This is a genomic window from Vibrio sp. MEBiC08052 (assembly GCF_001506075.1).
Classification (GTDB): Bacteria; Pseudomonadota; Gammaproteobacteria; order Enterobacterales; family Vibrionaceae; genus Vibrio.
This window is the reverse complement of sequence record NZ_KQ947475.1, coordinates 1,094,959-1,111,654: the sequence shown is the minus strand read 5'-3', so window position 1 is coordinate 1,111,654 and position 16,696 is coordinate 1,094,959. Positions and strand designations below refer to the sequence as shown.

General features: G+C 51.8%; 3 protein-coding genes. 1 reads left to right on the top strand and 2 read right to left on the bottom strand.

Annotated elements, in window-relative coordinates; all coding sequences use genetic code 11:
* Positions 1 to 147: 147 nt before the first annotated feature.
* The gene (locus tag VRK_RS04975; protein ID WP_059120360.1) at positions 148 to 1,023 is read left to right on the top strand and encodes a HEPN domain-containing protein; all 876 of its coding nucleotides are present in this window, start codon (positions 148 to 150) and stop codon (positions 1,021 to 1,023) included.
* Positions 1,024 to 1,132: 109 nt separating this feature from the next.
* On the opposite strand, the gene VRK_RS04970 is transcribed toward VRK_RS04975, so the two are convergent.
* Both VRK_RS04970 and VRK_RS04965 read right to left on the bottom strand, forming a co-directional pair.
* A complete protein-coding gene (locus VRK_RS04970) occupies positions 1,133 to 1,573 on the bottom strand; it encodes an immunity protein YezG family protein (protein WP_059120359.1) in 441 nt (146 codons plus the stop codon).
* Positions 1,573 to 16,695, bottom strand: coding sequence for a two-partner secretion domain-containing protein (locus VRK_RS04965; protein WP_059120358.1), 15,123 nt, complete (start codon positions 16,693 to 16,695; stop codon positions 1,573 to 1,575). The genes VRK_RS04970 and VRK_RS04965 overlap by 1 nt, the downstream gene beginning before the upstream one ends.
* Position 16,696: the final 1 nt, after the last annotated feature.

Here is a 16,696-nt window from a genome sequence, read left to right as displayed (position 1 = left end):
AGAGGCTAGAACAAGACAAACCAATAAAACCGAACCCCGTCGCATTTCCCCCGGCAACACCACTAAAACCATGACAAACAGTGTTTTTTGCCGCTCGCTTCTTTTATCCTATGAGCCATTCAATCCACACCGACCGAATATCGCTTTATGAAAACATCTCTCGACCATTTGCCTGAATCCAAACAGCAGGAGCTTGCTACCATATCGACCATTCTGCGCGATACGCTGGAAGACTATCTTCAGGGCAAAACAGCGAGTAAAAGTGAGTTTCGGATTGTGAAAATCATCCTGTTCGGCAGCCATGCCAAAGGCTCTTGGGTCAACGATCCGGTCAATGGCTATATCAGCGATTACGATATTCTGGTGATTGTGAATAAAGCCGCACTGGTTGAAGAAGATGTCGTCTGGCAACGTGCCAAAGAGCAGATCGACCGTAAAGTTACTTCGGCACCGCTGGGATTGATTGTCCATGATTTGCAGGAAGTCAACGAGCGGCTACAACAGGGGCATTATTTCTTCAAAGATATCCGCGAAGAAGGGATTGAGCTGTTTGCTGCCACCCCAAAACCGCTGGCAGAGCCGGGGGATCTAACCGAAGCAGAAAAGCAGAAAATTGCCCGTAAGCATTATGAACAGTGGTTTGAAAGTGCAATTCAGTTTATTGCTTTACACCAAGTAACGATGCAAAACCATTGGTTGAAAAAAGCTGCGTTTTTACTCCATCAAGCAAGTGAACATTTATTCGCCTGCACGCTACTGACCTGCACCAATTATTTACCTAAATCCCATAATATCGAAAAACTGGGGAAACTATGCGCCCAAATCGATGCTGAATTTGCAACCATTTTCCCGCTCGACAACAAATTCCACCGCCGCTGCTTCCGCCGCCTGCAACGGGCGTATATTGAAGCCCGCTACTCGGAGCATTATGAGATCACCGTGGAAGAATTGGCATATCTGGAAAAAGAAGTGCAGCGGTTGAAAGGATTGGTGGAACGGGTTTGTTTAGAGAGGGTTGGGTGAAGGGGCTGGAACCTGATGGTTCCAGCTTGGTGGGCGCTGCCCTATCTGGGTTTGTGGAAATGGGCGTGACACAGAGAATCTTTTACAGTTTCGAAGAATCAGCAGTATCTCAAGAGCCATATTTATCGACGCATTTCTTCCACTCTTCCTCTGGTATATATTTTTCTTCTGCTTCTTCTAAACTCAATTCACTAACCCGTTTCATAAACAATCCGGGCCAAGAATCATCTTCTGGTATATACGCAAAGTCCATCTTAAATTTACCAGCTTCTGTCAATGTCGCTTTAAAATGTGTCCAAGGTTCTTTTCTATACGGTTCAGTTTTTTGTAATAGTTCAGCCTTACTAAGAATGAATCGCGTAACATCTTTCGGGGTCTCTCCAAACTTAAATCCAGAGATTGAGCCATCTTGCTTTAGCTTGAAATTTATTGTGCAACCCTTTGATTTAGGGAATATATCACCATAAAAATAAATCTCACAAGCCATATCTGGCATTATATTCCAAAGAGATTTACCTATTTCTGCATATATTTTTTGGTCGTCTGTCATTATTCACCTGTAGGAGTATTTTGCAGTGTACGGATAATTTCATCATCATTATTAACCGAATAGCTAACTTCAAAGGCTTCTGGTCTCTTACTACTACCTGAGTACTTAGGCTCTATCTTCACTTTCACAGAGCCTCCTTTGCCAAGAATATTACGCCATTGTGTTTCAAGTTTGTACCACTCGCCACCAGAACCGTTTAATTTTCCATTCATAGGTACCAAATTAATACCTTCGCCGGGGCCACCAAACATTGAGGCAATCAAATGTCCACCGCAATCATCAGGGCTCCGGCACTCTCGACCTGAAACTTTTTGCTGGTAAGTATTACGATCCCAAGGATCTAACTGGAGATCTGCTTCCACCGAATTCACTCGTCCATCGGAATCAGTTTTATAACTATAACCATTTTCAAATTGATAATGTGAATTCGGCTCTGGATTGTGAGCCATCTTATTCCAGTCACCTTTCACACCTCGCTGTAGATTTATAGCTTGCTCTGTTTTCCCTATGGCCCCTTGAGCACTCAACTGCCCATCAAACTCACCTTCAACAACCGACGACCCATTACCTCCCAAAGACTTCGGCACAGGTTTACTATCACCAACGGTACTATCCAGCTTACCACTCGCCTGCGCATACTCCTGATACAACCCATCCATTTCTTGCTTCGACGCTTGAGTGATATCCACATCCCAAGCTTTTGCCGTGGCAATAAACTCATCTTTGCTTAATAGTGCGACGCCTTTCTTACCCAACAACTGGGCGATATCCGCTCCTAAACTTGCAAGCCCGATTCCAGCTGAAGGGACTCCCGCCGCTGTAAATGCATTATCCCAGACTGCCTGAATTGCCCGCACTCGTTCACTGGTTGACGGATCCCGAATCATATCTGCCACGCCCATTGTCGTGACATTGATCAATGCTCTCCCTAACGCATGATATTGTTCACGATCTGGACCAATGATATCTGACATTCTGGATGTATTATCTTTCAGGAATTGAATCACTTTCGGATCCGTTCCCTGCTGTTTCAGCTTCTCAAGGACATAAGCCATTTTCTCAGAAGCCGCTGCTGGTGAGTTGGCAACACCATCACCGTAAGTCATCAGATAAGTGACATTATCAAGCAATGCATTCATCTGCCCTAATGTCATCTCATTCAAGCGAGGCTCGGACTGCACTAACTGAGAGAAATTTTTGTAGCCGCCATCTCTGACAATCTCAAAATCTAACTGACTCACCGGAACATCTTTAATGGTATTCCAGTTGTTCTGTGTCAGAACCGTACCATTGCCAATATGGTTGTTCACATCTCCCGTATTCAGGTCACCCAACCCGGCATGCTCCAGCGCAAAAGCAAAGTTATCCTCAGCATAGCCACCAATCAGATCGGAATATTCCTCATTCAGTGCCGAGCTTCCTTTGTCAGAGACGGCACCCTGTGCAGTCAACCCATGTGTCACCTCATGGGCTAGAGTTCGCATATAAGCCTGAGCATTTTTCATAGCTGCATCGTTAATCACGATATTGCTGCCGTTTTGCCCCATGTAATGCCCACCACCCATCGATTTATCGACTGCAATCACAAGTGCACTTTCTATACTGATACCGAAGACCTGTGCGTACGCCACCGCGTAATCATTAATGGCCTGCTGTTTCTGGGCTGCCGTTGCCGTATTCAGATTGTTCAGACTGACTGTAGATTTACCATTACGGCTGGCAACCAACATCTCAACATCCAGCTCTTTCTGCACAACGTCAACATGCTCAAGTGCATTACTTAGGCTAACCGAATCTTCCAGTGCGATATCAACCAGAGATTTTCCTGCCAGTTTGTTTCTTTGTATATCCTCAGCAATCTCCTTCCACCCGGTCTCACTCAGCAATCGGTGGTCCACCGTGACATCAAAGTTGCCCTGCTGACGATCCACTGAGTACAGGTCTTTAGTCGTGCTGGTGACATCCCGGTTCAGACGCTCGGTATCATCACTGTTGCGTGTGTCCTCGATACGCAGCACGCCCTGTCCGACCGTCGCCAGCGTTTTACTCTTGTGATAACCACTTTGATTGGTGTACTGATATCTCGATGAATTACGGGACGCATCTATTTGAGTCGCACCATCCTTATCCGGGCCGATACTGACACTCGAGCTGACACCTGCATTGCGGCTGCTGGTATCACGCGTGTTACTCAGGTCGGTATAACTCAGCGTGCCGGTTTCGAAGTGAAGCCGACCAGCGTCGCTGCCGTCTTCGTTAACCGTCGCAATCGTCGCACCTTTGATATCGGTATTGCCACCCACGGTGATATTAGCATCACCACTGGAAGTGATACGGGTCAGCATGGTTTCCCGGCTATGTGAACGCCCGTTTGAGAGGTTCACACCGCTATTCACGCCCTGTAAGTTCCCGGCATGATCAAAACCGCTCACAGCACCACCTTTGCCGACATCCCCACCGGAGAGACCCACCCCGCCACTGACAGAGCCACCGTGGTTGGTGCTGCTGTAACGGTTCTGTACCGAAGCCACATTCAGGTCACCGCCAACGGACATATCCAGTTGCTCATTCGCCGCAACGTCGGCACCGTTCACATCAGTATCCCCGTCTGAGGTGATTCGGATATGATCGGCACTCAGCACACTGTTGGTATGAGTCTGGCTTTGGGAGACGCTTTCATTACGGCTATAGCTGGCATCGAGATTGACCCCGCTGTTCGCCCCGAATAACGTCACCGAAGCACCGACATGCGCGGACTCGCTGCCATTGGTGTTGCTGCTTTGCTCATCCGACGCCAGCAGGTTTACCTGATTGCCACTCACAGCAAGGGTGTCATCCGCATGAATGACTGAGCCCTGAACCGTCGCTGACTGGCCGGTTTGATGGCCCGCCTCAATGGTGACGTTCTGCCCCGACAATTGGGAGCCGACCGACGTCACCCGCTGTGACTGACTGTTTTGTTTATCGGCATCAATATCCAGATGTAGCCCGGCATCAAAACCAAACGCACCGGAAGTGATACTGTTTACCGCAGCATCACTTTGTTTTGCCAACAACGTGGTTTTTGAGGTGACATTCTCCGCAGCCAGCGCAATGCCAGCGGCATACCACGCTTCATCCCCCTTGAGGTCTGAGACCAGGTCTTGTAACTCCTCGATATCCTCAAACGTGACGCCCGGCTTTTTCGCTGCATAGTCTGCTTGCAGCGTCTCCAGCGTACCTTTCAGTGACGCCAGTTGTTTTTTGTACTGTTGATAATCCTGCTTGGCCTGCTTCAGGGCTTGGGTTGCCTGTTGCAATCCTTTCACGGCTTTTGCCACTTCCACGGCTTGGTGCTGAACCACCAGACTCGCTTCAGCTTTACCGTGAACTTCCTGACTCTGCGTCTGCTCGGTCTCTTTGGCTTCCTGAATCAGGATATTCTCTGCCGCCAGACTCAAATCGCCCGCACCGCTGCCATCTTGGTCTGCCGCGATCCGGCTGCCCGTCACCGTCAGATCGCCGGCGGCACTGAGTGAAACATCATTGTTGGCGAGAACCGTTGAACCTGTCTGCGTCGTGGCAGTCGTCTGATTCTCCACCTGATCATACGTCGCTTTACCAATGCGGAAGCGTACTTGACCGTCGGTAATTTGCAGTGCTGATTCAGGCTGGCTTAACAGCTCAAACGTCGGAAAATCCACGCTCACTTGCTTGTGCTGTGACGTTTTGCGGAGGCTGTTTTGTGCCGAGCGGATATCCAGATGACCGGTATCGGCTTTGAGCACCGTGTTTTCACCGGCCACCACATCAGAGCCGACCAGTGCCACACTGCCGCCCTGAATGTTGACATTGCCGTGTGAGGCAATTTGGCTGCCCTGCGCGGTACTGCTTTGCATTCCTTCGCGGTCTGATGACATCTCCATCAGATGTCCGCCACTGAGGAAGCTGCTCTTTTCATCCCACTGCTGAGTTTGGCGCAGGATGTTATCTGCGGTTACCAGCACTTCATCCAGCGCCTGCATATTGACATCACCACCGGCACTGACGGTACTGGCAATCACTCCAATATTTTTGCCGGAGTTGATATTGATATGGCTGGCCGCGATGGTATTGGCACCTTCGAGCAACGTCGCGTCGTCCAGATTACCGCGGTTACTGCCACTCAGGCCGCCAAAGCCTTTTTTGATGGTCTGGTTGTATTGATACTCGCGGTACTGCTGCGCTGACAGAATCACATCCCCGTCAGCGCTGAGGTTGATTGCATCACCGGCATTGAGGTTTGAGCCGACCACCTGAATATCGCTATGCCCATTGGCTAACTTGGCGTTGCTATACTTTTGCGCCTTGATGGTGATGTCACCACCGGCTGCAATCGAGCTACCACGGACGGTTTCTTTCAGGCTTTCATGAATGGTAGTTTTCGAACGGCCGAACGATTTTTTGTGGGTTGATTTACTGTATTCATAGCGGCTGTCGTTAGCGGCCAGAATATTGACATCGCCTTTGGCATTCAGGGCAACATTGCCGGATGCCTGAATCCCGGCATTAACCAGTGTGGTATCGTTGCCGGATTGCAGCAAGACATCACGACCCGACAGGTTGCTGCCTTGGTTGGTCGTGGTGCTCAGTTGACGCGTATGCCCGCCGCCGTCACTGTAACGGTAAGCCGTATCAACTGCGGTATCCAACGTAATATCATGACCTGCGGCCAATATCAGAGTGCCCTGCGCCGAGAGATCGGAAGCGGTGGCATGTAAGTTGTTACCAGCCTGAATGGTTAAATCTCCGCCGGAACTCACCGTTGAGCCTAAATGAACAATGTCTTTGATGACCTGACGAGTCCCACCAAGAAATGACTGTTGGGTTTCACGCTCAACCGCACCAAAAGTCACATCGCCACCGGCAAGCAGAACGGTCCCTTCACCCGCCCGAATCGTTGCCCCTTGGCTGACAATATCTTTACCAGCAGAAATTCCTAATGTTGTCCGGGATTGAATTAAACTCTCCGGGCCCACCTCGGTGTGGACAAAACCATTACCATAATCCGTTTTATTGACGAGAGTCTCGTTGACCACGTTACCGGAAGTCGTTTTGAGCTGGACACTCCCCCCTGAAATCACCCCACTCCGGTTGACAATATCCCCGGTGGCGATCAGCGCCAGATCATCATTGGCACTGAGCGTGCCGTGGGTGTTGCTGATCCCATTGCGGCTGGCAATACTCAAATCTTCCCGGGCGGCCACCGCACCGCTATTGGCGAAGTCACCCGTTGTGACATTGACGTTGCGGCCGGCAAGCAATGCACCGTTTGAAATATTGTCTTGCGAGGCAGAAGACAGGTACAGTTTCGGTGCCATCACCGTCTGACCATTCACTTCAATCGGTTCATACCAAATGATGTCGTGACTCAAACGGGCAATTTGCTCATCGGTTAACGCCACGCCATTTTTCAGGTTTAAGGCAGTTTTTTCCTGTGCTGCCGAATCAATCAGCTGCTTCATCTGCGCGAGATCGCTGCCGATATCCTCATTCAGATAGCGTTTACCGGTCTGCTCAAAAATTTCCTGCGAGATAGTTCTGGTATCGTAATACGCATCACCGAGGAACTTCTCCTTCCGCTCCGGATCGTAATTTAACTGGTCTTTGAAATAATCCGAACCGAGGAAATCATTCAGATTGGTCACCGCAGGATTGGTGGCAATCAGATAATCGCTTTGCGGCCCTTCAGAAAAAACAAACAAGCCATGCGGACTGGTCGGCAACCGATAGTCGGGGAACGGAATGCGATTCTGATTGGGTAAGTTGACCGTCGGTGCCGTGACAGTGCTGCTGTTACTGAGAGGTACCGTCGTAGTCGGTTTTCCTTGAGGGGCTGTCCGGGCGACCGAGGTTAGATTCGGTGCCGACTGCGCTGCCAAACCTGAACCGGCCGGCGTCTGCCCGGCCTGAACGGCCGCGCCCGATCCACTGCCCTGCGAGGTCAGCTCGATGCTGTGTGTTGTCGCTGACTGCGCTTGTACTGTGCCCGATGTCTCAGACGGTTCCTGAGTCGCCAGTACCCCCTGAGCGGTTCCGCCCCCTTGTGCTGTTTGGAGTGACGGTGATTGGATGGTGCCAGATGTATCTGATGGCCCTTGAGTCACCTGTACGCCCTCAGCGGTTCCGCCCCCTTGTGTGGTTTGCAGTGGCTGCGCGGAATCAGATACGTTTTGTGTAGACGCGATCCCCTGATCTGCATCCGGTATATTTTGGGTTACGTGTACGTCGGCTTGTGTCCCTGACGGCCCTTGTGTAGCACGGGCAGTACGGGCTGACTGGGTTGGTTGCGTGCCAGCCGTACGAGATCGAATAACAGAGTTATCAAACTTGTTCTGAACATTAATAAAGACATTATTGGTAGCTATAATCGAAGACTGAATAATCCTCAAAGGCTCTGTTGGAGTATTATGCTTTTTCTCCACAATAAAGAAACATTCACGATGATTAGCACATCCGGTCACTTTATAGTCAAAATAAGTATCATAGCTTTGTATATTGTAGCCTTGATTTCTTAATATTCTTGAGGCAAGTGATACATTCTGGCCAGATATCAAACTTGCGTCATTTTTTATATTATCTGCATGAATTTCTATATTAGAAACAGCGGTAATTCGAGATTCTTTGCTTGCACTCTTTAGATCTTGACCAAAATGAAATGCTTTTACAGAAAATCGTTTTCCACTCTTGACTTTGAATACTGTATGACATCCACTACCAGAGCTATTTCTACCGCTACCAGAACAATGCTCATACATTTCATATTCAGGGTAATACTTATGCCCCTTAGAAATTTCAATATAATTTTCGTTTCGGGCTTCTATTCTTGTCCAAGGAAGAAGACTAACCGATTGTTGATTAACAATATCCAACACGGTCCGCTTATTCAGCACACTATCAGCGTAAATACCAATATTCCCGCCCAGTGACTCGATGCTTCCTGAACTATTCGTCAGGTTACGGCTGCGGGTTTTATTGCCATCTCTGGCAATCAGCAGATCGTTACCCACCACAATATCGCTGTAGTTGGTCAAGGTATCAGAGAACAGATTGCTGTCATGCCCAGCATAGAGCAGGCTCTGGTTATCGACATGCCCCGTCGCATTGAGCGTCATATCATGCAGCGCAACCAATGAACCGCTGTTGGTCAGAGAGCCGGTGGTCAGGTTCAAATCATTGAGTGCCTGCAACTGCCCCTGATTGGTGGTCGCTCCGGCACGCAGCACGGTATTCTGACCGGAAATAATCCCGGCGGTATGATTGGTGAGTGTCCCGTCAACGCCGATAGTGGTTATGCCTTGTGAAGACAGTTCGCCGTCATTGGTCAGTGCGTCTGCCACAAGAGTCAGGTCTTTCCCGGCAGAGAGATGCTGCCCGGCACCAACCGTCAAATCACCGTGAGTCGCAATCGAAATACTGCCGTGTTTGGCATCAATCTGACCGCTGTTGGTCAGTGAGCTGCTTCGGGTTTGCGCACTGTCTTTGGCGATCAGCACACTGTTTCTGGCATAAATTTTATTCTGGTTATTCACCTGATCGGCCAACAGACTGGCATTATTACCAGCCGAAATATTGCCGTTACTGGTCAGCGTGTGAATGATATTGAACACTGCATTGTTCCCGGCAACCAGAGTCCCTGAGTTTGCCAACACATCAGCGTTCAATCCCAAATCAGTGAGCGCCTGCATCTGACCGGTATTGTTCACAGACTGCGCTGTAATCATCGTCTGCTGACCGGAGACTAAACCGTGGTTGGTCAGGGCATTGTCGAGTGTCAGCGTAGTCTTGCCTTGCGCAGACACTTCGCCGTCATTGGTCAGGCTGTTGGCTTGCAGAGTTACATTCTGCCCGGCGATCAGATGCTGCCCGCTACTGACAACCACATCACCATGGGTCGCAATGGTGAGCTGCCCGGCTTTTGCCGTGAGACTGCCGTCGGTATTGTTGAACGTGGCGGTACGAGTCTGACCGGTATCTTTGGCGATCAGCAGGTTATTGCCGGCAAACACCTGACCAGCGTTGGTCAGATTGTCGGTCAACAGGCTGACATCATGGTTGGCTGAGACAGTACCGCTATTACTCAGCTGGTACGCTACATTCAGCGTCATATCGCTGAGTGCGGCCAGTGTGCCGCTGTTTGTCAATGCATCTGCCGTTAAACCGAGAGCACTTAAGGACTGAAGCTGGCCAGTATTAGTAACCGACTGCGCTATGAGCGTCGTTTTCTGGCCTGAGACTAAATTGTGGTTAGTCAGGGCGTTGTCGAGTGCCAGCGAGGTATTGCCTTGCGCAGACACTTTCCCGTTATTGGTCAGGCTGTTGGCTTGCAGGGTCACATCCTGTCCGGCGATCAGATGCTGCCCGCGACTGACAACCACATCACCATGGGTTGCAATGGTGAGCAGCCCGGCTTTCGCTGTGAGGCTGCCGTCGGTATTGTTGAACGTGGTGGTGCGAGTTTTCTCAGTATCTTTGGCGATCAGCAGGTTCTTGCCGGCAAACACCTTCCCGGTGTTGGTCAGGTTGTCGGTCAACAGGCTGACATCATGATTGGCGGAAACAGCACCGCTGTTGCTCAGTTGGTGCGCTACATTCAGCGTCATATCGCTGAGTGCCGCCAGTGTGCCGCTGTTTGTCAATGCATCTGCCGTTAAACCGAGAGCACTTAAGGACTGAAGCTGGCCAGTATTAGTAACCGACTGCGCTATGAGCGTCGTTTTCTGGCCTGAGACTAAATTGTGGTTAGTCAGGGCGTTGTCGAGTGCCAGCGAGGTATTGCCTTGCGCAGCCACTTCCCCGTCATTGGTCAGGCTGTTGGCTTGCAGGGACAGATCCTGCCCGGCAGTCAAATGCTGCCCGGTACTGACAACCACATTATCATGGGTCGCAATCGTAAGATGACCGGCTTTCGCTGTAAGACTACCGTCAGTATTGTTGAACGTGGTGGTGCGAGTCTGTTCGGTATCTTTGGCGATCAGCAGGTTCTTGCCGGCAAACACCTTCCCAGCATTGGTCAGGTTGTCGGTCAACAGGCTGACATCATGATTGGCGGAAACAGCACCGCTGTTGCTCAGTTGGTGCGCCACATTCAGCGTCATATCGCTGAGTGCCGCCAGTGTGCCGCTGTTATCCAGTGCATCTGCGGTTAAACCGAGATCCGTCAGGGACTGAAGCTGACCGGTGTTGGTGACCGACTGCGCTGCAAGTGTCGTCTGCTGACCGGAGACTAAACCGTGGTTAGTCAGGGCATTGTCCAGTGTCAGCAAGGTATTGCCTTGCGCAGCCACTTCCCCGTCATTGGTCAGGCTGCTGGCTTGCAGGATCAGATCCTGTCCGGCGCTCAGATGCTGCCCGCTACTGACCATCACATCACCATGGGTCGCAATGGTGAGCTGCCCGGCTTTCGCCGTGAGGCTGCCGCCGGTATTGTTGAACGTGGCGGTGCGAGTCAGACCGGTATCTTTGGCGACCAGCAGGTTATTACCGGCAAACACCTTCCCGGTGTTGGTCAGGTTGTCGGTCAACAGGCTGACATCATGGTTGGCTGACACAGTACCGCTGTTGCTCAGCTGGTGTGCTACATTCAGCGTCATATCGCTGAGTGCCGCCAGTGTGCCACTGTTCGCCAATGTATCAGCGTTTAAGCCGAGATCAGTCAGGGACTGAAGTTGGCCGGTGTTGGTGACTGACTGCGCTACGAGTGTCGTCTGCTGACCGGAGACTAAACCGTGGTTGGTCAGGGCGTTGTCCAGTGTCAGCGAGGTCTTGCCTTGCGCAGCCACTTCGCCGTTATTGGTCAGGCTGTTGGCTTGCAGAGTTACATTCTGCCCGGCGATCAGATGCTGCCCGTGACTGACAACTACATCACCATGGGTCGCAATCGTAAGATGACCCGCTTTCGCTGTGAGGCTGCCGTCGGTATTGTTGAATGTGGCGGTGCGAGTCTGACCGCTATCTTTGGCAACCAGCAGGTTCTTGCCGGCAAACACCTTCCCGGTGTTGGTCAGGTTGTCGGTCAACAGGCTGACATCATGATTGGCGGAAACAGCACCGCTGTTGCTCAGCTGGTGCGCTACATTCAGCGTCATATCGCTGAGTGCCGCCAGTGTGCCGCTATTATCCAGTGCATCCGCGGTTAAGCCGAGATCGCTCAAGGACTGAAGCTGATCGGTATTGGTCACGGACTGCGCTGTAATCATCGTCTGCTGACCGGAGACTAAACCGTGGTTGATCAGGGCATTGTCCAGTGTCAGCAAAGTATTGCCTTGCGCAGCCACTTCCCCGTTATTGGTCAGGCTGTTGGCTTGCAGGATCAGATCCTGTCCGGCAGTCAGATGCTGCCCGCGACTGACAACCACATCACCATGGGTCGCAATGGTGAGCTGCCCGGCTTTTGCCGTGAGGCTGCCGTCGGTATTGTTGAACGTGGTGGTGCGAGTTTTCTCAGTATCTTTGGCGATCAGCAGATTATTCCCGGCAAACACCTTCCCAGAATTGGTCAGATTATCGCTCAGCAGACTGACATCATGACTGGCTGAAATGGCACCACTGTTACTCAGTTGGTGCGCCACATTCAGCGTCATATCACTGAGTGCCGCCAGTGTGCCGCTGTTATCTAGTGCATCGGTCGTCAAGCCGAGATCGGTCAGGGACTGAAGCTGTCCGGCATTGGTCACCGCAGGGGCATTGACGGTGGTGGTTTGACCGGAAATCAAGCCACCCGTTAGGTTGGTCAACTGTGCGTTGATCGTCAGTTGATTGCTGCCTTGAGCCAACAGTTCACCGCTGTTGGTCAGCGTATCTGCGGTCACGCTCAGGCTGACATCGGTCTGCCCGGCGGCTCGCTGCTCCGGTGTCATCATGGCCTGATCACCTGCCGAAACACGGCCTTGGTTCTCCATCCTCGCGGCATTCAGGTGGATGTTGTTCCCTGCGAGAACCGCCCCACGGTTGAGCAATCTATCCGCAACCGTCAGATCAGCATGATTGAATGCGGCCAGTGTGCCGCTGTTATCCAATGCATCTGCGGTTAAACCGAGATCGGTCAGGGACTGAAGCTGGCCGGTATTGGTGACCAATTGTGCTGCAAGCGTCGTCTGCTGACCGGAGACTAAGCCGTGGTTGGTTAGGGTGTTGTCGAGTGTCAGCGCGGTCTTGCCTTGTGCAGATACTTCTCCGTCATTGGTCAGGCTGCTGGCTTGCAGAGTTACATTCTGTCCGGCGATCAGATGCTGCCCGGTACTGACAACCACATCATCATGGGTTGCAATCGTAAGATGACCCGCTTTCGCTGTAAGACTACCGTCGATATTGTTGAACGTGGTGGTGCGAGTCTGCTCGCTATCTTTGGCGATCAGCAGGTTATTGCCGGCAAACATCTTGCCGGTATTGGTCAGATTATCAGTCAGCAGACTGACATCATGGTCAGCTGACACCGCTCCGCTGTTGCTCAGTTGGTGTGCTACATTCAGCGTCATATCGCTGAGTGCAGCCAGTGTGCCGCTGTTCTCCAGTGCATCTGCGGTTAAACCGAGAGTGGTCAGGGACTGAAGCTGACCGTGATTGGTCACTGACTGCGTGTTAACGGTGGTGGTTTGACCGGAAATCAAACCATCCGTTTGGTTGGTCAGCTGCATATTCAGAGTCAGTTGGTTGCGACCTCGTGCCAGTAGTTCACCGCTGTTGGTCAACGTATCTGCGGTCACGATCAGACTGTCATCTTGTCCGGTTGCCGATTGATTCGTTGTTACAATCGCAGCATCTCCGGCCGAGACACGTCCCCGGTTATCAAGCTGCTCAGCATTCAATACGATCTGATGACCCGCGAGAATCGAACCGCTGCTGGTCAGATCGTGGCTAATATGAAGCGAAGTATTATCCAGCGCGGCCAGTACCCCACTGTTACCGAAAGACTCAGCGGTTAGCCCGAGATCGCTCAGAGACTGAAGCTGTCCTTGGTTATTCACCGACTGAGCCGTAATCGTCGTCACCTGACCGGAAATGAGACCGGACTGCTGATTCAACAGTTGCTGATGTAGCAGGAGATCGGCCTTACCGGTTGCCGCCAGTTCCCCGCGATTGTCCAGTTGATTGCCATCGAGCCGGAGATCATGTCCGGCAATCATATGACCGCTTGATTGTTGGGTCACGGTGTCGGTAACAATCTCAATATCGCCATCGCGGGTTTCAAACCGACCGGCATTATTCAGGCTCTCACTGCGCTTTTTGTCCTGATCGGCGGCAATCAGCAGATGAGTACCGGCAGAGACCCAGCCCTGATTGTCCACCTGATTAGCCAACAGGTTGATATGCTCGACAGCGGAGACGGTTCCCGTATTTAAGAGATGATCGTGGACGGCCAACATGGTATTCAGCGCGGTTAACGTGCCACTGTTCGCCAACGATGTTGCCGTCAGTCCTAAATTTTCCAGTGCCTGAAGTTGCCCGAGGTTAGCAACCGACTGTGCGTCAATACTTGTAGTCTGACCGGAAATCAGCCCATCCGTTTGATTGGTCAGGACAGACTGGGCGGTTGTGACGCCGTCCAGTGTCAGACGGGTATTGTCCTGAGCAGCGATTTCCCCACTATTGTCCAGTGTTGCGGCAGTGATGGTGAGGTTTTTTCCGGCAAAGAGGTGCTGACCGGCACTGACCTGTAGATCGCCTTGGGTTGCGATCGTCAGACTGCCGGATCCGGCATCCAGACTCCCACCGGTATTATTCAATGACGTGTTCCGGGTCTGATTGAGATCTTTGGCAATCAACAAATTATCGCTGGCAATCACTTGACCGCTGTTGGTCAGGTTATCCGTCAGTAAACGGACATCATTCCCTGCCGAGACCGTGCCGCGATTGGTTAAATCATTGGTAACATTCAACGTGGCATCACTGAGTGCCGCGAGTGTCCCGCTATTATTCAGCGCATCTGCGGTCAATCCTAAATCTGTCAGCGACTGTAACTGCCCGGTATTGTTCACCGAACCTGCATGTACGGTGGTCACCTGTCCGGAGATCAGACCGTTGGTTTGATTATCCAGTTGACCGGCAACAGTCATGACAACCTTCTGCTGAGCCGACAACTCACCGCTGTTGGTCACCGCACCGGCATTCGTGGTGAGCTGCTGCCCGGATGTCACGGTGCCACGGTTGGTCAATTGTGCCTGTGCCGTCAGATGAGTATTACCGACTGCTGAAACGAGCCCTTCGTTCTTGAGCGTGTGTCCCGTTAACGTGACATCCTCACCGGACTGCATCTTGCCACACTGAGTCAGCGTCCCGACCGTCGCCTGTAATGAGCCTTGCGTGACCAACTGACTTTGCTCACCGGTCTGCATGTCGTTGACAACGGTCAGACGGACATCGCCGCCTGACTGGAGTGTCCCGTTCAGAGTCAATTGCCCGGCATCAATCCCGACACTGGTTTTACCGGCACTGGCACCCGACAGCGTCACCGTATCACCGGTGATATGCAGCGTCTGTCCTGCTTGTAACGTGCCGCTTTCCTGAGTCAGGTGTTGTGCTTTTACCTGTATATCTTGTCCGGTCACGTCCCCTTTTAAGATTGCATCCGCAGCATTGATATCCATGTCTCCGCGGGTTGTCAGCTGACCTTGCTGGTTGAGCGTCCCGGCCGTCACCGTCAGTTTATCGGTGGCGCTCACCTCACTCTGCTCACCGGTGGTCAGATTCTGGCTCGCCTGTACAGCCAGTGTTTGAGCGGTAATATGGGTATCCAGAGTCAGACGGTCACTATCCATCGTGATATCTGAGGCGGTCATATTGCCATGACCGACCAAACTCGCGTCTGTCCCCTTTACGCTCAGTTGATCTTTGGCCGCAACCGTACCGCTGTTATCGAGTTTGCTGAGCTGATTGAGCGCCATCTCCTGACCGTAGATCAGGCTGTCTTGGTCTGCGGTGATATTGTCCACTGCTGTCGTCAGTTGCTGACCGGCAATCAGGTTACCGGCGTTCAGGGTCAGGTCATTCGCCTGCACATCGACAACCCCGCCCGCCTGTTGCTTGCCGTCAGCATCCACACCGGCTTCAACCAGACTCTGGTTGAGTCTCACCGTATCGGTGGCAGTCAGTGAGACGTTTTGACCGGCAGCAAGCGTATTGCTATCGGCATGGATACTCTGTCCTGATAGCGAAGCCGTCTGTCCCGCATACTGACTTCCCTTGAGAGTCACATCGGACTGACTGCTGACCGTCAGGTTGTTCTGGGCACTGGATTTACCCAGTGTGATCTGTCCGTCTGCGCTGATGCGGATGTCACCCTGACTCGCTGACAGGTTACCGACATTGACTCCCACTCCGGCATCGGTTGCCACCAAGGCAATCCGCCCGGCATACATGCCGCCTAAATTGGAAGAGTCAATCGCCAGCTCCGGGGCGGCTTCTTTATCGTCGGCAGTGGTGGCCGTGACTTGATTACTCTGATAACTGACCCGGTTTTTCCCCGTCACGATGCTGAGGTCATTGGCATGAATGTCGGCATTGAGCTGCGCGGTGCGGGTGATGATGTCAAAATAGCTCTGATGCGTGGCATCAAGCCCGAGCCCTTCAATGCTGACACTGCCCTGAGACACATCAAACCCGGTGACATTGCCATTTTCGATCAATGGGTTACCGGTCGATAAGGTCACTCGCGGCGTGTTGATAAAACCACAGCCATTACAGGTAATCCCGTACGGGTTGGTCAGGATCACCGGAGCACCCTGACCGAAGACTTCGGTATAACCCTGTAACTGACTGCGGCTCGCTCCCGTTACTTCGTTGAGGATCACCGTTGCGGCCTGACCATGCAGGTTGGGGTTATTTTGCAAGTAGCCGCCCAGTTGTGACTGAGCCACCTGCGCGGTCGAGTTGTTGAGAATTAAGCCTGACGGGTCAACATTAAACTGTTGGTACTGGTTATGGGATAAACCATTGGCGTTGGGTGTGGCGATATTGACCACTTCAACACCGTTCCCGGCACGGTTCACCGAGGTATTGTGCTGGCTGTTGTCCACAATCACATTGGCCAGCAACGGCTGAATATTGAATGTCCAGCAGATAAAGTAGACCAACGCACGCTGCCAGAAAGCCACAGGTTTTATCATG